The following is a 17,918-nucleotide window of genomic DNA, read 5'->3' on the forward strand; positions in this document are numbered from 1 at the left end:
TTTATTTAATTAATCCAATAAGTTTTTCACCACCAATAATATGAAAATGGAAATGAAAAATAGTTTGTCCGGACTTCTCGCCTTTATTGGTGATTAAGCGATATCCGTCTTTGTCTAGTCCTGCTTTATTTGCTATATCAGAAACCTTAGCAAAAAAATGCTTTATTTCTTCTACTGAAGCTTTAGAAATAAAATCGGCGTAATCGATATATTCATTTTTAGGTATAACAATAATATGTACTGGTGCAACAGGTGCTATATCTTTAAATGCTAAAACCTGCTCATCTTCATAAATTACTTCTGCTGGTAAATTTTTATTGATAATTTTTGCAAAAATGTTTTCTTTATTATACATAACTGTTACGTTCCAAAAATTTTAATTCAGCCTCTACTTGCGAACCTGCAACTACTATATCTTTAAGGGTATAATCATTTCTTTTTAAGTGATTTTCTCTAATATCAGCAGCAAAAAAACCGAATATTAACATGATAATTAGCTTTAATGCAAGCGTTAACTCATATATATTAATTGCCATTGCTACTATATTAAGTGCTACAGCTATGATAACAGGTAACCACATTTTATGGTATAATGCCCAGAATACACTTAAAAGAACTGCTGTCCATGAAAAACTTTCTTCAACGACAATAAAATTATTATTTTTTTGTGTAGGGTTAATGTATATTGCGTATATATTCATTATTTAAACCTTGAAAATTCACAGGAAAATGATTAATTATAACTAGATTACTCAAGGAATAATTAACATTATTTAATTATTATAAATAATGAATATATTACTTAATCAGCAAATTAATATCAATAAATTTTACATTATGTCAGATAATTTAGCATTACATGGCACTACAATACTTTGTTTAAAAAAGAACGAAGAAATAATTATAGCAGCAGATGGACAAGTTTCACATGGCAATACAGTATTAAAATCTACTGCTCGAAAATTACGAACTATAGCAAATAATAAAATTATTGCAGGTTTTGCTGGCTCTACTGCTGACGGGCTTGCTTTATTTGAAAAGTTAGAAGTAAAAATAGAGCAACATAAGCATAATTTGCTTAGAAGTGCAGTTGAACTTGCCAAAGACTGGCGTAGCGACAAATATTTACGTCGTTTAGAAGCAATGATGATTGTTGCCGACCGCAATCATATACTAATTTTAACTGGTAACGGTGATGTTGTTGAGCCAGAGAATAATGTTGCAGCAATAGGCTCAGGTGGTCTATTCGCCTTATCCGCAGCACGTGCTTTAATGTCTTACGATAATCCTCTAACTGCTGAAGAAATTGCTTTAAAATCTATGAATATAGCAGCAGATCTTTGTGTATTTTCTAATCATAATATTATAACGGAAAAAGTTGTATGAAATCTACTAAAACTACTAATACTAATAAAAAAGACCCTATGTGGCTTACACCTTCTCAAATAGTTAACGAGCTTAACAGATTTATCGTAGGTCAAGAAAAGGCTAAAAAAGCCGTTGCTATTGCTCTTAGAAATCGTGGTCGTCGTAAAAGAGTAGAGGGAAACTTACGTAATGAAATAGTACCAAAAAATATCTTAATGATAGGTTCAACGGGAGTTGGTAAAACAGAAATTGCAAGAAGACTTGCTAAACTTACTAATTCTCCTTTTTATAAAATAGAAGCAACAAAATTCACCGAGGTTGGCTATGTAGGGCGTGACGTAGAATCAATAATTCGTGATTTAGTAGAAATAGCTGTTAATACTCAAAAAACGATAGCTAAAACGGAAGTAGATATTAATGCACGTGAGAAAGCAATCGAGAGAGTGCTAGATAGTTTAGTAGGTAAGACTTCAAGTAGTGAGACAAGAGAAAAGTTTCAAGAAAAAATCTTAAGCGGTGAGCTTGATGACACGGAAATTGAAATTAGTGTAGCTGATACAGCTCCTGTAGGCGGAGGTAGCTTTGAAATACCTGGCATGCCTGGGGCATCTATGGGAGTGCTTAATCTTGGTGATATGATAGGAAGAGCTTTTGGAACGACTAAAACTAAAACAAAGAAAATGTTAGTTAAAGAAGCAATGAGTATAATTTTATCAGAAGAGTCTGAAAAATTAATTGATCAAGAAAAAATAATCCAACAGGCAATTAATTTAGTTGAAAATGATGGAATAGTATTTATTGATGAGATTGATAAGATTGCCTCAGTAGCTAATTCTGGAGCAAAGAATTCAGAAATAAGTAGAGAGGGCGTGCAGAGGGATTTACTACCTTTGATTGAGGGAACAACAGTTAATACAAAATATGGTCCTGTTAAAACAGATCACATATTATTTATTGCTTCAGGAGCTTTCCATATAGCAAAACCCTCAGATTTATTACCTGAATTGCAAGGAAGACTACCTATTAGAGTAGAGTTGAATTCATTAACTAAAGAGGATATGATAAAGATACTACTTGAGCCTGAAACTAGCTTAATAAAGCAATATTCGGCTTTAATAGGTACTGAGAAAGTAGAACTTGAATTTACGAATTCCGCTATAGAGAAAATTGCAGATTACGCTACTACAGTTAATCTAGAAATCGAAGATATAGGAGCAAGAAGATTGCATACTATACTTGAGAATTTACTTGAAGATATAAGCTTTAGAGCTAGTGAAATGCAAGGTGAAAAAATATCTATAGATGATAAATTTGTAGAAAATCAATTATCAAAAATACTAACTAATCTTGACTTAGCAAAGTTTGTTCTGTAGTATGCCTTTGCAATCAAAGGTAGTACTGTTAAAACATGATAATTCATATAGCAAGTCTTACGTTTAACGGGATTGATATCACCGATGTTGATGTGCAGGTACAAATATCGCCTGGTATACCTGCTTTTACCATAGTAGGGCTTGCTGATAAAACTATTGCTGAGTCAAAAGAACGAGTTAAAGCAGCTTTATCTTCTATAGGGCTTGCAGGCACCGTCAAGTTAAGGGAGGTATAAATTAAGTATTGAGCAATTACAGGGAATGATTTATAGAATAGCAGTAACAATTTATCCTAGATTTTACCGCTATGCATATTACTCAAGCCCCGAATAGACATCGTTTTCCAGCAAGCATTATTAGCCATACAGTATGGTTATATCATCGCTTTAATAATAGTTACCGAGATGTTCAAGAGCAGATGGCTTATCGAGGTATTATATTAAGTCATGAGACTGTAAGGTTTTGGTGTTATAAGTTTGTAGTTTATTTTCAAGATGTTATTAGTAAGAGAGAGCGAAAGCCAACTGATAAATGGCATTTGGATGAGATGAATATCAAGATCAAAGGTGAAGTATTCATATTATGGAGAGCTGTTGACTCTGAGGGACATGAATTAGAAGTATTACTGCAGAAGCGTCGTAACAAGAAATCAGCTATTCGCTTTTTATCAAGATTATTGGGTAATTATCCATGTCCAAGGGTTATTGTGACTGATAAGCTAAAAAGCTACATTAAACCAGTTAGGTATATGTGTCCTAGGACTAAGCATCGTACCGATAAAAGACTAAATAATCGGATTGAGAATGCCCATCAGCCAACTAGGAGAAAAGAGAAGATACTGATTAAATTTAAGCATCCTAATTCAGCACAATGTACATTATCACTGATGGGAAAAGTCAGAAATATATTTGCTGTAAATGTTGGAAGATATACTAAAACAGCATCTGAGCAAAGAATTGCATTTGCGTCCGCTAAATCCATTTGGGATGAAGCTACTCAAAGACTTCTTGCTGTCTGAAATCTAAAAATATAGTACTTTGTGACACTAATTTACTTAACTTGACGGTGCCAATAATCTTGATAAAAAGCGAATAGCTGATTTCTTGTTACGACGCTTCTGCAGTAATACTTCTAATTCATGTCCCTCAGAGTCAACAGCTCTCCATAATATGAATACTTCACCTTTGATCTTGATATTCATCTCATCCAAATGCCATTTATCAGTTGGCTTTCGCTCTCTCTTACTAATAACATCTTGAAAATAAACTACAAACTTATAACACCAAAACCTTACAGTCTCATGACTTAATATAATACCTCGATAAGCCATCTGCTCTTGAACATCTCGGTAACTATTATTAAAGCGATGATATAACCATACTGTATGGCTAATAATGCTTGCTGGAAAACGATGTCTATTCGGGGCTTGAGTAATATGCATAGCGGTAAAATCTAGGATAAATTGTTACTGCTATTCTATAAATCATTCCCTGTAATTGCTCAATACTTAATTTATACCTCCCTTAACTTGACGGTGCCTTGATTGTTTAAATATAGATTCTGAAATTGTTGATAAGAGTTTAAGTTTATGTAAATCTAGTTAACTCTTTAAAAAGCAATTCCAAGCTCGTCAGTTAAAATACTCATTAGCTCTAGCCCTGCTCTATTTTTCCATTTCCCTTGCTCATAGAAAAAATGGTAAGGTCCGCTAACAGGAGATGATAACCAAATTTCCTTAGCTGCACTTTGTTTATTTATTACATATATACCGTCAGTTGTATCAATACTTAATATATCGCTTTGCAAATCTACATCTATATCTTGATTTTGTTCTTCAATCCTGTCTGCTATATGTGCAATTACTGTTTCAGCTATTTTACTAAATTCACTATTATTCATAATTTTCTTTTGGTTTTTCAGGGTCAATTATAGGGGTTTTTACTAAACTCTTCCTATACATCTCAACAAATCTATTATGATCATTAAGGTTATTAGAAAAATAATGCCCACCTTTTCCATCAACTACAAAAAATAATGCATCTGTTTTAGCAGGTTTTACAACTGCTTCTAGAGATTTTAATGAGGGACAGGAAATTGGTCCTGGCGGCAATCCTTTAATATAATAAGTATTATACGGCAATTCTTGCAATAAATCTTTTTTAGTTAAAGCTCTTGCTAGCTTAAATTTCCCTTCCGTTAAAGCATATATAGTAGTAGGATCAGCTTGCAGCTTCATATTCTTCTTTAAACGATTAAGAAATACTGCGGCAATAATAGGCTTCTCTGCATCAGAACCCGCTTCTTTTTCTACTATAGAAGCAAGCGTTAATATATCAAGTCTAGTTTTTAATGGAGAATTAGGCGAGAGATCTATCATCACTTTATCTAAGTTATTAGACATTAGATTTCTCATCTGATTGATTATTCGCTCTTTTTGATCACCATATGAGAAAAAATAAGTTGATGGCATTAGAAATCCTTCCGGTATAACTCCCTTTATCTCACCTACTAAACGTGTTTCTTCGTTAATTTTTTTTACAACTTCCTGAACTACAGTACCCTCAGGCACTATTATTTTATGTATTATAGACTTGCCGCTTGCTAAAACTCTTAAAGTTTGCAGAGGCGAAATATTATGCGTGAAAATATATTCACCACTTTTAAGAGGATTTTTTATGGAGTAAATTTTAGCAATTATCTTAAAAACTTCTGGATATTTTATTACTTTATTAGAGTAAAGTTTTGTAACTATTTGGTTTATAGATAATTTAGGCTCAATAATTATTGTTTTAGTTTGAGCTAAATTACCCGGTACAAAAATATAAAATACACCGAAGTTTAATATGGTAATAAATATAATTAAAGATAATGTGGCTAAAAAAAACTTGATTTTTAGTATATTTTTTAACATTTTTTATAAAACTTAGAAAATAATAATATTACCATGAAATATGGTTTTTTCTTGACATTTAAAATAACATGTAGTAGAAATAACTTAAAGTTTGGTTAAGATCATATATTTGCTAATAATTATATACTGCTTGTAAAATAGATCAAGAGTTTTAAAATTTAGCACTGAAATATTTGGATTATATTAAAAGAATATAGTAAATATCACTCCATTTTAGAAATTATGAACCCCCAAATTTAGCTTACCAACCTTTGAAATATCAAAGGTATACTGTAGATACTTCAAAAGATGGAAGTCAAATAAGTAGTGAGCCTGTACAAGCAGTACAAAAGTACGTAAACACAGGCGAACCTCGAAATTTGGCTTACCAAATCTTGAAGTATAAAAGGTATATATACTGATCTTAATAATAGGCATTATATAGTATGACACAAGATCAAGACAACGATCCAAAAAATAACGAAAGCGATAAGCTAAAATCTTTGCATAATAAATTAGGAAGCATTTCAGGCTTCTTAATGACAATGCGTTCTGACACTATTGAAGAACAAAAGAAAATTTCGCATGATTTAAAAGCTTTAATGAAACAGATTAATACTATGCAAAAAAGTATAGAAATATATTTTATTGTTATATTAGTATTAATGTTTTTCATGACGCAAAAAATGCTTTGGAGCGGTTCAAGCAAAAATCTTTCTCTTTTAACAAATTTATTTTAAGAATTCTTGTCTAATAATTTTTGTAGCTAAATAAGACGGATATATATTTGATTTAAAACCTAACTCCTGTAAAATCTTGTGACTTTCCGTTATTTGCTTATCAATTTTCTGAGGATTTAACAATAACTCTTTTAATTTACCACTAATAAGATTAGCTTCACAATTAAATTGAATAAATTCTGGAATTATTTCTCTATTCCCTATTATATTAATCAAAGTAACATATTTGATTTTTATTAATAACCTAATAATAATAAAACTAAAAACATTAACTTTGTATGCTACAATCATAGGGGTACCAGACGCTGCTATCTCTAAAGTATTAGTACCCGATTTGGCTAATGCTAAGTCAGAAACAGCATAGCTTTTCAATCTTTCATATGAGAATATATAATTAAACCTAACCTTTTCTAAAAAAGGCTTTATTATTCTTTCATGATCAGGATTTGCAAGCGGAAATATCACCATAAGGTTTTTATGATCATCATAAATTTTTTCAATAGCAGGGATAAAAATTGGTAGATGCCTTAAGATTTCCCCTTTTCTACTTCCAAGAGTAACGCATAAAACTTTTGTATCCTCATCTATTTCAAGCTCTTGTCTTAAAGCTGCCTTATCACTATAAAACTCCTGCTCCATTATTGGATGACCTATATACCTACAATCAAGCCCAACTTTAGTAAAATATGGTGGTTCAAAAGGTAGTAGAGCAAATAAACAATTATAGATTTTTGCATATTTTGCTGCCCTGCCCTCTTTATAAGCCCAAACTGATGGTACAACAATATGAATCATCTTAAGTTCTGGCAAACGCTCTCTTACCTTAGCTGCCACGCGGTAAGTAAACCCTGGCGAATCAATGGTAATTAATATATCAGGTTTATTATCTATTATATCTTCGACTGTTTTATTGATTAATTTTTTTATCCTAAAAATATGAGGTATTACTTCAAAAAAGCCCATCAAATTTATTTCAGATATTGGAAATAGGCTTTCAAAATTGCCAGCTTCTTCCATATTTCGCCCACCTATTCCGATAATTTTTAATTCTTTATCATCTTTTAGATTCCGAATTATCCGACCACCAGCAAAATCCCCTGATGCCTCACCTGCTATGAAGTAAATTTTTTTCATTTTGTTTAAAAGTTCTAAATTATTTCTTAAGGTCCTCAATTTCTGTTTTTAGTTTTTCAATTTCCTCTATAATTAACCCTGTAGCTCTCATTATTGTATTTATATCTACATTATCAAGTAATAAGTTCTTTGCTATCTCAATATTTCTTCTAGCTTCACCTCTAGCCTCAGCTTTTTTAAGAGTATTAGTTTCAATTCTAAGCCACTTTAAGCGGTCTTCATACTCTTCTCTTTCTTCTTTAGTAAAGTTTATTATCTCAAGTACTGTTAACGCTTTTTTTAAATCTTTATTATCTAGCTCTTTAGGAAGATTATCCTTATTAAGCAAATCATGACGTGTTAAAAAAGCTAACCACATATCTAAAGCATTTTTAACTTTTTCTACTATATCCGATATGTCTTCTTTAGCACCCTTGGCAAACTTATTAAGCTCTATCGTATGTAATTCTATATCAGAAAAATATTTTCTGCCGGTGTCTTTTTCATGTAAATTAAAAACATTATGATATTTATCTGTGTCCGTAATACTTGTAAAATTAAGAATATGAATACCTATCGTTTTATTTAACTTTGAGTAATCATCTCCCTCTTTTAATTGTTGCGTATACATTTTTGCCCAATAATATAAGGCTCTTTGATCATAATCCGCTTCATCCGTTATTTGTATTTCAACGTTAAATATTTTACCGCTTTCACTTTGTGCTTTAATATCAAGTACAGAAAGTTTATCGGCACCGTCAAGTTAAGTAAATTAGTGTCACAAAGTACTATATTTTTAGATTTCAGACAGCAAGAAGTCTTTGAGTAGCTTCATCCCAAATGGATTTAGCGGACGCAAATGCAATTCTTTGCTCAGATGCTGTTTTAGTATATCTTCCAACATTTACAGCAAATATATTTCTGACTTTTCCCATCAGTGATAATGTACATTGTGCTGAATTAGGATGCTTAAATTTAATCAGTATCTTCTCTTTTCTCCTAGTTGGCTGATGGGCATTCTCAATCCGATTATTTAGTCTTTTATCGGTACGATGCTTAGTCCTAGGACACATATACCTAACTGGTTTAATGTAGCTTTTTAGCTTATCAGTCACAATAACCCTTGGACATGGATAATTACCCAATAATCTTGATAAAAAGCGAATAGCTGATTTCTTGTTACGACGCTTCTTCAGTAATACTTCTAATTCATGTCCCTCAGAGTCAACAGCTCTCCATAATATGAATACTTCACCTTTGATCTTGATATTCATCTCATCCAAATGCCATTTATCAGTTGGCTTTCGCTCTCTCTTACTAATAACATCTTGAAAATAAACTACAAACTTATAACACCAAAACCTTACAGTCTCATGACTTAATATAATACCTCGATAAGCCATCTGCTCTTGAACATCTCGGTAACTATTATTAAAGCGATGATATAACCATACTGTATGGCTAATAATGCTTGCTGGAAAACGATGTCTATTCGGGGCTTGAGTAATATGCATAGCGGTAAAATCTAGGATAAATTGTTACTGCTATTCTATAAATCATTCCCTGTAATTGCTTAATACTTAATTTATACCTCCCTTAACTTGACGGTGCCACTTTAGATATGGAATGTGCTGTATGGTTCATATACAAATTAGCAATATATTTAACAGAAACTTAAACTTAATAGCAATCCGGTATAATGATTTGCTTTAAATCTTGTCATGCAATTAGCCGGATTATGAATGTCTAAAGTTGCTATTTGTAATATTAATAAGGTTGAAGCACCGAGGATAGGTAGGTAGTCTAGATTATAGCCGGCAGCTGAAATAAATAATAAAATAAATCCAACGTAAAATATATAAAGCCAAAATTTATATGCTTTATTTTCTAGATAAATACTTAAGGATTTCACTCCTATTTTCTTATCGTCCTTTATATCCATAAATCCATATATCGTATCATACCCTATCGTCCATAAACAGCAGGCTAAATACATCGTAATTGCTGCTATATCCAGCTTATTTTGAACTGCCGCATAGGCTATTAGCGTTCCTAAATTAAATGTAAAACCTAAAAAAACTTGCGGGAGGTAGGTAACACGCTTCATCAGCGGATATATACTAATCATCATCACTGCGAAAAAACCTATATATATGGCTGTCTTATTCAAAGCTAGCAAAATAAAAAGCGAGATTACACCAAGAATAAAAAGTATGGCAATAGCATATTTTATAGACAAAATACCTCTAGCTAGAGGGCGGTTTTTAGTTCGTGCAACATGCTTATCGAATTTTCGGTCAAATATATCATTGATAATACATCCGCTACTTCTTGTTGTGATGCTGCCTAGGATAAATATTGGTAGTAAATATATTAAATCTGCTCTAGATGGATTGGCAAGCAGTAAACCAAATAAGGCAGGGAAGAAGACTAGCAAATAAGCTACCGGCTTATCTGCCCGCATTAATTTTAAAGTTAATAAGAATTTATGCATGATTTTTTGACTTTCAGATGATTATTATTTTTAGTTTATCTATCATCGGATAGTAAATTAATGCTAATATAGCTGAATTAGCTAAAGATATTATAGGAAAATATACAAATATGTATAATGAATTTAATATTTAGTATATTTGTGATTAATTGCGAATGATTTGAATGGTGGAAGTAAGTAGTACGATTTGCTAACCACCATGGCACCGTCAAGTTAAGGGAGGTATAAATTAAGTATTGAGCAATTACAGGGAATGATTTATAGAATAGCAGTAACAATTTATCCTAGATTTTACCGCTATGCATATTACTCAAGCCCCGAATAGACATCGTTTTCCAGCAAGCATTATTAGCCATACAGTATGGTTATATCATCGCTTTAATAATAGTTACCGAGATGTTCAAGAGCAGATGGCTTATCGAGGTATTATATTAAGTCATGAGACTGTAAGGTTTTGGTGGGCACCGTCAAGTTAAGTAAATTAGTGTCACAAAGTACTATATTTTTAGATTTCAGACAGCAAGAAGTCTTTGAGTAGCTTCATCCCAAATGGATTTAGCGGACGCAAATGCAATTCTTTGCTCAGATGCTGTTTTAGTATATCTTCCAACATTTACAGCAAATATATTTCTGACTTTTCCCATCAGTGATAATGTACATTGTGCTGAATTAGGATGCTTAAATTTAATCAGTATCTTCTCTTTTCTCCTAGTTGGCTGATGGGCATTCTCAATCCGATTATTTAGTCTTTTATCGGTACGATGCTTAGTCCTAGGACACATATACCTAACTGGTTTAATGTAGCTTTTTAGCTTATCAGTCACAATAACCCTTGGACATGGATAATTACCCAATAATCTTGATAAAAAGCGAATAGCTGATTTCTTGTTACGACGCTTCTTCAGTAATACTTCTAATTCATGTCCCTCAGAGTCAACAGCTCTCCATAATATGAATACTTCACCTTTGATCTTGATATTCATCTCATCCAAATGCCATTTATCAGTTGGCTTTCGCTCTCTCTTACTAATAACATCTTGAAAATAAACTACAAACTTATAACACCAAAACCTTACAGTCTCATGACTTAATATAATACCTCGATAAGCCATCTGCTCTTGAACATCTCGGTAACTATTATTAAAGCGATGATATAACCATACTGTATGGCTAATAATGCTTGCTGGAAAACGATGTCTATTCGGGGCTTGAGTAATATGCATAGCGGTAAAATCTAGGATAAATTGTTACTGCTATTCTATAAATCATTCCCTGTAATTGCTCAATACTTAATTTATACCTCCCTTAACTTGACGGTGCCCATAAATCTTATAAGTTAAAGCCTCACAACAATATATGATAGACTCATGAGAAGCGACGACGCTAATTTTTCAAATAAAATGAGTCTATCCACCGAACTGTTCTTTAATAATACGATCTTCCAAAGTATAATTCTTATTAAAGAGCAGTTTGATAGATTTATCGTTAGTTGATTTAATAGTAACTGATTTTATATTATTGAATTCTTGAAAATCAGCAGTGGCGTTTACTGGTCTTTTATTTGTATTAAGTATTTCAAATTTAATGGAAGCTGAAGACGGCAATAATGCCCCATGCCATCTACGCGGTCTAAATGAACATATAGGGGTTAGGCATAGCATATTCGACTCTAGAGGGAGAATATGACCACCAGCAGATAAATTATAGGCACTGCTCCCTGCTGGTGTTGCAACTAAAGCTCCATCTGCTACTAGCTCACTCATTCGCTCTACGCCGTTTACTTCAATTCTAAATTTAGCTGCTTGATTAGTTTTACGGAATATTGATACTTCATTAATCGCAAGAGCTTTATGTATTTGACCATCTACAGTTTCAGCCTGCATTAAAAGAGGATTAAGAATAGAAGCGGTGCTTTCTTGAATATTTTGTATTATATGTTTAATATCCAAAGGATTCATCAGAAAGCCGAGACTGCCTAAATTAACACCATAAAAAGGTATGTTTAAATGCATATAACGATGGATATTATGCAATAATTCCCCATCCCCACCAGCTACCATAATCACATCTGCATCTTGCACGTTACAATAAGTATGAAGTTTTTTTATTTCCTCTATACTAGTTGAAGATTTAGAATTTTGGTTATAAACTAATGCTATTTTATTCATATTCATTGTGAATTTCTTTTTTAAAGATAGACGCTTAAGCAATAATAAGTTATAAGATATACAATAAATAATATATAAGTATAATAATTATAGAAATTAATATGTCATCATTCAATATCAAAAATCATAAAAATGATTTACTATTTATACCTCTTGGTGGTTCTAATGAAATAGGTATGAATTTTAATCTGTATCATTATAAAGGTAAATGGCTAATTATTGATTGTGGTAGCGGTTTTGCTGATGATTATTTACCAGGCGTTGATATGATGATTGCAGATAGCAGTTTCATTGAAAAACATAAAAAAGATATAGTCGGAATGATCATAACTCATGCTCATGAAGATCATTTGGGCGGAGTACAATATTTATGGAATAGTCTTAAATGTCCTATTTATACTACTACTTTCACAGCAAATTTTTTAAAAATTCGTTTAAGCGAATATGATTTTGCTAAAAATATTAAAATTCATGAAGTAAAACCAGGAGGTAAAATAGATTTATCTCCTTTTTCGCTGGAAATGGTACCATTAACTCACTCAGCACCTGAGATGCAAGCAATTATGATCCGCACGGAAGCTGGTAATATTTTACATACAGGAGATTGGAAATTTGATAACGATCCAGTGCTAGGCAAAAAAGCCGATGAAGAGCTTTTAAAGTCTTATGGGGACGAGGGAGTGCTTGCTCTCGTTTGCGATTCTACCAACGTCTTTAATAAAGGAAGTTCCGGCTCTGAGGGTGATGTTAGAAAAAGTTTAATAGATATTATAGCTGGCTGCCCGCAAATGGTAGTAGTTTCAACTTTTGCTTCTAATCTAGCCCGTCTTGATACCATAATTCACGCTGCTCAACTTGCAGGTAGGAAAGTAGCCCTAACTGGTAGAAGCTTGCACCGAATTAAACTTGCAGCCGAAGAAAGCGGTTATTTTAAAGATATTGCACCTTTAATTAGTGAACGTGATGTTAGTAGATTCAGAAGAGAAGAACTATTAATAATCGCTACTGGTTGTCAAGGTGAGCCGCTAGCTGCTACTGCAAAACTAGCCTCTAACTCTCACCAGTCAATAAAGCTTGCTCCTAAAGACACCATGATCTTTTCTTCAAAAATTATTCCTGGTAATGAAAAGAAAATATTTAGGCTGTTTAATATATTCGTTAAAAGTGGTGTGGAAGTTATTACCGAACGAGACCATTTCGTGCATGTATCAGGTCATCCTTCTGTTGATGAGCTACAAAAAATGTATTCTTTAATTAGACCAAATATTTGTATACCTGTACATGGTGAGCCAGTACATATTCATGAGCATGTTAAACTTGCTAAGAAAAACGGCATACCTAATGCAGTGGAAGTTGAGAATGGTAGCGTGGTGATACTTGAACCTAATAATGCTAAAGTGATTGCAAAAGTTGAAAGCGGTTATTTGGCTGTTGATGGTAACTATTTGCTCCCTGTAGAATCACCTATTTTTAAAGCTAGAAGACGTATGCGTGAGTCTGGTATAGTAATAGCCTCGATTGTAATTGATCAAAAAGGCTTGCTTGCCGCAAAACCCATATTATCTATGCCAGGTTTACTTGACGCAAATGAAGATATGCAATTGATTAATATAATTAAAAATGACATCGCAGAGCTTATTAAAACTCAGCAGAGCCAAGCTAAAAAAGCTTTATCTAAGGAACAGATAGAAGAAAAAATAAAATCTACGATACGAAAAACTCTTAAACAAGAAATTAATAAATCCCCTGCAATAATAGTTAATATCGAAAAAGCTATAGAGTAGTTCTTTCTTATTCCATGTGAGCCAAAAAACGTTATTGCGAGGAACAAAACGATGTAGCAATCTCATCAAACATCCTGAGATTGCACACGTACAAAACTTATCCTCGCAATGACAATTCTTAATCCACGCCACCATGGAGTGGCAACTAACCCACTATCTTATTGCTACCCATAACATTATAGCCGCAATCTACATAATGAATTTCGCCTGTAACTCCGGATGCAAGTTGGCTAAATAAATATACCGCCGCTCCTGCTACGTCTTGCTGAAGAGTATTACGTCTTAGCGGAGCAGTTGCTGCATGAGATCTAAGCATGTTATTAAAATCACCAATAACGCTACCTGAAAGAGTTTTAATAGGACCTGCTGAAATAGCATTTACACGGATATTATTTTCACCCATATCATTTGCTAAATATCTAACACTCGCCTCTAATGCCGCCTTAGCTACACCCATAACGTTGTAATTTGGTATAACTTTCTCAGCACCGTAATAGCTTAATGTTACTATACTACCGCCATCATTCATCAACTTTTCAGCTTCTCTTGCAAGCTCAACTAAAGAGTAGCATGATATATGCAAACTATTATTGAAATTGCCAAGGCTAGTATCTATATAACGTCCTTTAAGTTCATTTCTATCGGAAAAAGCCATGCCATGCAGTAAGAAGTCAAAACTTCCCCATTTTTCTTTTACTTCAGCAAATAAATTAGTAATTGATTCTGGATTTGTAACATCAAGCTCGCTAACAAAATTACAACCAACTTCCTCAGCAAGAGGTTTAACTCTTTTTTCTAAGATTTCTGATTGATAAGTAAAGCAAAGTTCAGCACCATGTTTGCGTGCGAGCTGTGCTATCGCCCATGATATAGACATATTATTTGCAATACCAGTAATTATACCTCTTTTCCCCTGTAATAATCCTGTAGTCATTAAACACGCTCCTAAATAAATATAAAATGAGATGGCATTGCTTGCATGAATTAGCCTTGTATTCTATGTCATTCCCGCGTAGGCGGGAATCCAGCATAAAGCGAGATAAATAGAGCTTTTAGTTTTAGAAGTTTGCTGTATTTACGCTTATTATTTCTGGATTCCCGCTTTCGCGGGAATGACATATGAGTGATACAAAAACACTGGACAAGCCACGGGTGACAGGAAAAACTTATCCACGTACCTAATACCAAAATATAACTTGTCTGGATGATAGCATGATGTATTATTTTGTAAATAAAATAATTTTGATAAAAAAATGTATAAACCGAAGATTAGCTGTTTATTATTAGGTCTATTAAGCGGCTTGGTTTTTGCTCCGACTTTTCTATTACCTGCATTATTAACCTTATCTTATCTGTGTTATTTAGTACAAAAATCTAAAGACTGGCAAGAGGCAGCAAAGCTTGGATATATATTCGGTTTTGGGCATTTTTTAAGTGGCATATATTGGATTAGCATCGGCGTTAGCGTTTATATATCAGATTTCTGGTGGGCTATTCCTTTCGCATTATTTGGATTACCTGTAATTTTAGCTTTTTTCATATCTGCAAGTTGTGTGTTTAGTTTTTTTGTTAGAAATAACAAATATTATCATTTTATATTTTGCTTATATTGGGTGTTATTTGAGTGGGTAAGATCGTGGATATTTACCGGTCTTCCTTGGAATTTAATAGGTTATGCTTTTTCATTCTCAGATATTTTAATCCAACCTTTAAATATAATTGGAATATATGGGCTTAGTTTTATAGTAATCTATATTTCCACTTCTTGTTATCCGTTTTTTACTAAACAATTTGATCAGCTAAAAGTTTTATTACTGACTTCAAGCATAACCCTAGCCGTGATAATTACTTATGGCAGTGTAAGGCTATATAATTATCCTACAAATTTTACTGATATAAAAGTCCATTTAGTGCAACCATCAATCCCTCAAACCGATAAATGGAATGAGGAAGAATTTTGGCATAATTTAATGTTGCATATTAATTTATCAGAAAATCCACAACCTGTTGACTTAGTTATTTGGTCGGAAGCGGCTTTAGTAGTACCTTATGACATACCGGCAGTTAAATCAGAGTTGCTAGGGCTGCTAAATTCGGTAGATGCTACTTTAATTACAGGTGGGATATCCGATAATAAAAAACGGGGAGAGCATTTTGAACTCTATACTGCTATGTATGCTCTTGAAAAGAACGGCAATAAATTATTTGAATATCATAAATCCCATCTAGTGCCTTTTGGTGAATATATGCCATTTAAAAAAATACTACCTTTTAAAAAGCTAACTCATGGTTTTATTGATTATACTGAAGGAAATGGCGGGCTTGTTTATCTTGATAAATATGACCTAAAAATAAAACCTTTGATTTGCTACGAATCTATTTTCCCTGATTTTGTCCGAACGAATAATGAAACAGCCGATGTAATAATTAACGTTACAAATGATGCATGGTATGGAAAATCTAGCGGACCATATCAACATTTCCATATTAGCAGAAGTAGAGCTGTAGAAAATGGTTTACCGATGGTTAGAGTAGCAAATAATGGTATTTCTGCAATAATAGACCCTGTTGGTAGGGTAATGAAAAAATTAGATTTAAACGAAACAAATTATATTGATGGTTTAATTCCTAAAAAACTAAATTCTTCTACAATTTTTTCGAAATTTGGAAATATTACTATTCTACTAATCATATTTTTTATATTTTTGGTTAACTATTTATTAGATAAAAAGCTTATTAACTCAAGGGATTAGTTTAATTGTATTAAATTTTTAATAAAGTTGCTTGATTAAATGCGTGCTATGTGTATAATATATATTCAAAGTTGAATATACTTTGTGATAACCAATTTTTAATATTAAGCCTATTATTAATTATGAATACAATAAAACACATAGATAAATTCGCAAGTGAACGCTTAAAGCAACGTCGTATTGCAATAGGTCTCAGTGGCACCGTCAAGTTAAGTAAATTAGTGTCACAAAGTACTATATTTTTAGATTTCAGACAGCAAGAAGTCTTTGAGTAGCTTCATCCCAAATGGATTTAGCGGACGCAAATGCAATTCTTTGCTCAGATGCTGTTTTAGTATATCTTCCAACATTTACAGCAAATATATTTCTGACTTTTCCCATCAGTGATAATGTACATTGTGCTGAATTAGGATGCTTAAATTTAATCAGTATCTTCTCTTTTCTCCTAGTTGGCTGATGGGCATTCTCAATCCGATTATTTAGTCTTTTATCGGTACGATGCTTAGTCCTAGGACACATATACCTAACTGGTTTAATGTAGCTTTTTAGCTTATCAGTCACAATAACCCTTGGACATGGATAATTACCCAATAATCTTGATAAAAAGCGAATAGCTGATTTCTTGTTACGACGCTTCTGCAGTAATACTTCTAATTCATGTCCCTCAGAGTCAACAGCTCTCCATAATATGAATACTTCACCTTTGATCTTGATATTCATCTCATCCAAATGCCATTTATCAGTTGGCTTTCGCTCTCTCTTACTAATAACATCTTGAAAATAAACTACAAACTTATAACACCAAAACCTTACAGTCTCATGACTTAATATAATACCTCGATAAGCCATCTGCTCTTGAACATCTCGGTAACTATTATTAAAGCGATGATATAACCATACTGTATGGCTAATAATGCTTGCTGGAAAACGATTTCTATTCGGGGCTTGAGTAATATGCATAGCGGTAAAATCTAGGATAACTTGTTACTGCTATTCTATAAATCATTCCCTGTAATTGCTCAATACTTAATTTATACCTCCCTTAACTTGACGGTGCCAATGTACATTATCACTGATGGGAAAAGTCAGAAATATATTTGCTGTAAATGTTGGAAGATATACTAAAACAGCATCTGAGCAAAGAATTGCATTTGCCTCCGCTAAATCCATTTGGGATGAAGCTACTCAAAGACTTCTTGCTGTCTGAAATCTAAAAATATAGTACTTTGTGACAC

Annotated in this window: 22 protein-coding genes and 2 pseudogenes; 10 read left to right on the plus strand and 14 right to left on the minus strand. The window is 32.8% G+C overall.

What is annotated here, in order from left to right:
- Position 1: 1 nt before the first annotated feature.
- Positions 2-355: an HIT domain-containing protein gene (locus BA173_RS01360; RefSeq protein ID WP_016948007.1), complete on the minus strand. Its 354-nt coding sequence runs from the start codon at positions 353-355 to the stop codon at positions 2-4.
- On the minus strand, positions 348-701 hold the full coding sequence (locus BA173_RS01365) for a DUF2628 domain-containing protein (protein WP_016948008.1): 354 nt from the start codon (positions 699-701) through the stop codon (positions 348-350). The genes BA173_RS01360 and BA173_RS01365 overlap by 8 nt, the downstream gene beginning before the upstream one ends.
- Positions 702-837: 136 nt before the next feature.
- Between BA173_RS01365 and hslV the strand changes: the two genes are divergently transcribed.
- From hslV to BA173_RS01385, 4 genes and pseudogenes are all read left to right on the plus strand, one after another.
- Positions 838-1,386: an ATP-dependent protease subunit HslV gene (gene hslV / locus BA173_RS01370; RefSeq protein WP_011477485.1), complete on the plus strand. Its 549-nt coding sequence runs from the start codon at positions 838-840 to the stop codon at positions 1,384-1,386.
- Positions 1,383-2,741 carry an ATP-dependent protease ATPase subunit HslU gene (hslU, locus tag BA173_RS01375; protein WP_016948010.1) on the plus strand — a complete coding sequence of 453 codons (1,359 nt, stop codon included), beginning with the start codon at positions 1,383-1,385 and terminating at the stop codon, positions 2,739-2,741. The genes hslV and hslU overlap by 4 nt, the downstream gene beginning before the upstream one ends.
- A gap of 35 nt (positions 2,742-2,776) precedes the next feature.
- Positions 2,777-2,950 (plus strand): annotated as a pseudogene (locus BA173_RS01380) (magnesium chelatase domain-containing protein); the annotation flags it as partial.
- A gap of 98 nt (positions 2,951-3,048) precedes the next feature.
- Positions 3,049-3,759: an IS6 family transposase gene (locus tag BA173_RS01385; protein ID WP_095568243.1), complete on the plus strand. Its 711-nt coding sequence runs from the start codon at positions 3,049-3,051 to the stop codon at positions 3,757-3,759.
- Positions 3,760-3,795: 36 nt separating this feature from the next.
- On the opposite strand, the gene BA173_RS01390 is transcribed toward BA173_RS01385, so the two are convergent.
- The 3 genes from BA173_RS01390 to mltG all read right to left on the minus strand — a co-directional run bounded on the left by BA173_RS01390 (position 3,796) and on the right by mltG (position 5,652).
- Positions 3,796-4,182, minus strand: a complete 387-nt coding sequence (locus tag BA173_RS01390) for an IS6 family transposase (RefSeq protein WP_095568252.1) — start codon at positions 4,180-4,182, stop codon at positions 3,796-3,798.
- Between the two features lie 167 nt (positions 4,183-4,349).
- Complete coding sequence (gene cyaY, locus BA173_RS01395; protein WP_068042020.1) at positions 4,350-4,640, minus strand: iron donor protein CyaY; 291 nt, start codon at positions 4,638-4,640, stop codon at positions 4,350-4,352.
- Positions 4,633-5,652, minus strand: a complete 1,020-nt coding sequence (gene mltG / locus BA173_RS01400; protein WP_068042018.1) for an endolytic transglycosylase MltG — start codon at positions 5,650-5,652, stop codon at positions 4,633-4,635. The genes cyaY and mltG overlap by 8 nt, the downstream gene beginning before the upstream one ends.
- 425 nt (positions 5,653-6,077) lie before the next feature.
- Between mltG and BA173_RS01405 the strand changes: the two genes are divergently transcribed.
- Positions 6,078-6,371 (plus strand): hypothetical protein, encoded by a 294-nt coding sequence (locus BA173_RS01405; protein WP_011477479.1) that lies wholly within the window; start codon positions 6,078-6,080, stop codon positions 6,369-6,371.
- Here the strand turns inward: BA173_RS01405 and lpxB are convergent.
- The 5 genes and pseudogenes from lpxB to BA173_RS07625 all read right to left on the minus strand — a co-directional run bounded on the left by lpxB (position 6,363) and on the right by BA173_RS07625 (position 10,256).
- Positions 6,363-7,505, minus strand: coding sequence for a lipid-A-disaccharide synthase (gene lpxB, locus BA173_RS01410; RefSeq protein ID WP_083198488.1), 1,143 nt, complete (start codon positions 7,503-7,505; stop codon positions 6,363-6,365). The two genes, BA173_RS01405 and lpxB, sit on opposite strands and share 9 nt — an antisense overlap.
- 19 nt (positions 7,506-7,524) lie before the next feature.
- Positions 7,525-8,226: pseudogene (locus BA173_RS01415) on the minus strand (Rpn family recombination-promoting nuclease/putative transposase); the annotation flags it as partial.
- A gap of 61 nt (positions 8,227-8,287) precedes the next feature.
- A complete protein-coding gene (locus BA173_RS01420) occupies positions 8,288-8,998 on the minus strand; it encodes an IS6 family transposase (protein WP_095568253.1) in 711 nt (236 codons plus the stop codon).
- A 149-nt stretch (positions 8,999-9,147) separates the two neighbouring features.
- Positions 9,148-9,978 carry a 4-hydroxybenzoate octaprenyltransferase gene (gene ubiA, locus BA173_RS01425; protein ID WP_095568254.1) on the minus strand — a complete coding sequence of 277 codons (831 nt, stop codon included), beginning with the start codon at positions 9,976-9,978 and terminating at the stop codon, positions 9,148-9,150.
- A 77-nt stretch (positions 9,979-10,055) separates the two neighbouring features.
- Positions 10,056-10,256 carry a hypothetical protein gene (locus BA173_RS07625; protein ID WP_157738033.1) on the minus strand — a complete coding sequence of 67 codons (201 nt, stop codon included), beginning with the start codon at positions 10,254-10,256 and terminating at the stop codon, positions 10,056-10,058.
- Between the two features lie 21 nt (positions 10,257-10,277).
- Between BA173_RS07625 and BA173_RS07630 the strand changes: the two genes are divergently transcribed.
- Positions 10,278-10,454: a hypothetical protein gene (locus BA173_RS07630; RefSeq protein WP_157738035.1), complete on the plus strand. Its 177-nt coding sequence runs from the start codon at positions 10,278-10,280 to the stop codon at positions 10,452-10,454.
- Positions 10,455-10,490: 36 nt separating this feature from the next.
- Here BA173_RS07630 and BA173_RS01430 read toward each other — a convergent pair whose 3' ends face one another.
- Positions 10,491-11,201, minus strand: coding sequence for an IS6 family transposase (locus BA173_RS01430; protein ID WP_095568253.1), 711 nt, complete (start codon positions 11,199-11,201; stop codon positions 10,491-10,493).
- A gap of 183 nt (positions 11,202-11,384) precedes the next feature.
- Complete coding sequence (locus BA173_RS01435; protein ID WP_068041909.1) at positions 11,385-12,152, minus strand: NAD kinase; 768 nt, start codon at positions 12,150-12,152, stop codon at positions 11,385-11,387.
- A gap of 95 nt (positions 12,153-12,247) precedes the next feature.
- Between BA173_RS01435 and BA173_RS01440 the strand changes: the two genes are divergently transcribed.
- Positions 12,248-13,930, plus strand: coding sequence for a ribonuclease J (locus BA173_RS01440; protein ID WP_016948018.1), 1,683 nt, complete (start codon positions 12,248-12,250; stop codon positions 13,928-13,930).
- 145 nt (positions 13,931-14,075) lie between these two features.
- Here the strand turns inward: BA173_RS01440 and fabI are convergent, their stop codons facing one another.
- Positions 14,076-14,864 carry an enoyl-ACP reductase FabI gene (gene fabI / locus BA173_RS01445; RefSeq protein WP_016948019.1) on the minus strand — a complete coding sequence of 263 codons (789 nt, stop codon included), beginning with the start codon at positions 14,862-14,864 and terminating at the stop codon, positions 14,076-14,078.
- A 319-nt stretch (positions 14,865-15,183) separates the two neighbouring features.
- Between fabI and lnt the strand changes: the two genes are divergently transcribed.
- Entirely contained in the window at positions 15,184-16,683 is a 1,500-nt protein-coding gene (gene lnt, locus BA173_RS01450) for an apolipoprotein N-acyltransferase (RefSeq protein ID WP_068041913.1), read from the plus strand.
- Positions 16,684-16,932: 249 nt separating this feature from the next.
- On the opposite strand, the gene BA173_RS01460 is transcribed toward lnt, so the two are convergent.
- Positions 16,933-17,643, minus strand: coding sequence for an IS6 family transposase (locus tag BA173_RS01460; RefSeq protein ID WP_095568255.1), 711 nt, complete (start codon positions 17,641-17,643; stop codon positions 16,933-16,935).
- 21 nt (positions 17,644-17,664) lie between these two features.
- On the opposite strand from BA173_RS01460, the gene BA173_RS07635 reads away from it, so the two are divergent.
- Positions 17,665-17,808: a hypothetical protein gene (locus BA173_RS07635; protein WP_157738037.1), complete on the plus strand. Its 144-nt coding sequence runs from the start codon at positions 17,665-17,667 to the stop codon at positions 17,806-17,808.
- Positions 17,759-17,890: a hypothetical protein gene (locus tag BA173_RS08780; RefSeq protein ID WP_257789538.1), complete on the plus strand. Its 132-nt coding sequence runs from the start codon at positions 17,759-17,761 to the stop codon at positions 17,888-17,890. The genes BA173_RS07635 and BA173_RS08780 overlap by 50 nt, the downstream gene beginning before the upstream one ends.
- Positions 17,891-17,918 lie beyond the last annotated feature (28 nt).

It is taken from the genome of Rickettsia sp. MEAM1 (Bemisia tabaci), assembly GCF_002285905.1.
In the GTDB taxonomy this organism is placed as follows: domain Bacteria; phylum Pseudomonadota; class Alphaproteobacteria; order Rickettsiales; family Rickettsiaceae; genus Rickettsia.

Bases quoted from the DNA above. Each gene is read 5' to 3' on its own strand.
- hslV (WP_011477485.1), top strand. From the start codon at position 838: ATGTCAGATAATTTAGCATTACATGGCACTACAATACTTTGTTTAAAA.
- BA173_RS01460 (WP_095568255.1), bottom strand. From the start codon at position 17,643: ATGCATATTACTCAAGCCCCGAATAGAAATCGTTTTCCAGCAAGCATT.
- lnt (WP_068041913.1), top strand. From the start codon at position 15,184: ATGTATAAACCGAAGATTAGCTGTTTATTATTAGGTCTATTAAGCGGC.
- BA173_RS01360 (WP_016948007.1), bottom strand. From the start codon at position 355: ATGTATAATAAAGAAAACATTTTTGCAAAAATTATCAATAAAAATTTA.
- fabI (WP_016948019.1), bottom strand. From the start codon at position 14,864: ATGACTACAGGATTATTACAGGGGAAAAGAGGTATAATTACTGGTATT.
- BA173_RS01365 (WP_016948008.1), bottom strand. From the start codon at position 701: ATGAATATATACGCAATATACATTAACCCTACACAAAAAAATAATAAT.
- BA173_RS08780 (WP_257789538.1), top strand. From the start codon at position 17,759: ATGGGAAAAGTCAGAAATATATTTGCTGTAAATGTTGGAAGATATACT.
- ubiA (WP_095568254.1), bottom strand. From the start codon at position 9,978: ATGCATAAATTCTTATTAACTTTAAAATTAATGCGGGCAGATAAGCCG.
- BA173_RS01390 (WP_095568252.1), bottom strand. From the start codon at position 4,182: ATGCATATTACTCAAGCCCCGAATAGACATCGTTTTCCAGCAAGCATT.
- BA173_RS01420 (WP_095568253.1), bottom strand. From the start codon at position 8,998: ATGCATATTACTCAAGCCCCGAATAGACATCGTTTTCCAGCAAGCATT.
- hslU (WP_016948010.1), top strand. From the start codon at position 1,383: ATGAAATCTACTAAAACTACTAATACTAATAAAAAAGACCCTATGTGG.
- lpxB (WP_083198488.1), bottom strand. From the start codon at position 7,505: ATGAAAAAAATTTACTTCATAGCAGGTGAGGCATCAGGGGATTTTGCT.
- BA173_RS01385 (WP_095568243.1), top strand. From the start codon at position 3,049: ATGCATATTACTCAAGCCCCGAATAGACATCGTTTTCCAGCAAGCATT.
- BA173_RS01430 (WP_095568253.1), bottom strand. From the start codon at position 11,201: ATGCATATTACTCAAGCCCCGAATAGACATCGTTTTCCAGCAAGCATT.
- BA173_RS01440 (WP_016948018.1), top strand. From the start codon at position 12,248: ATGTCATCATTCAATATCAAAAATCATAAAAATGATTTACTATTTATA.
- BA173_RS01435 (WP_068041909.1), bottom strand. From the start codon at position 12,152: ATGAATATGAATAAAATAGCATTAGTTTATAACCAAAATTCTAAATCT.
- mltG (WP_068042018.1), bottom strand. From the start codon at position 5,652: ATGTTAAAAAATATACTAAAAATCAAGTTTTTTTTAGCCACATTATCT.
- cyaY (WP_068042020.1), bottom strand. From the start codon at position 4,640: ATGAATAATAGTGAATTTAGTAAAATAGCTGAAACAGTAATTGCACAT.
- BA173_RS01405 (WP_011477479.1), top strand. From the start codon at position 6,078: ATGACACAAGATCAAGACAACGATCCAAAAAATAACGAAAGCGATAAG.
- BA173_RS07630 (WP_157738035.1), top strand. From the start codon at position 10,278: ATGCATATTACTCAAGCCCCGAATAGACATCGTTTTCCAGCAAGCATT.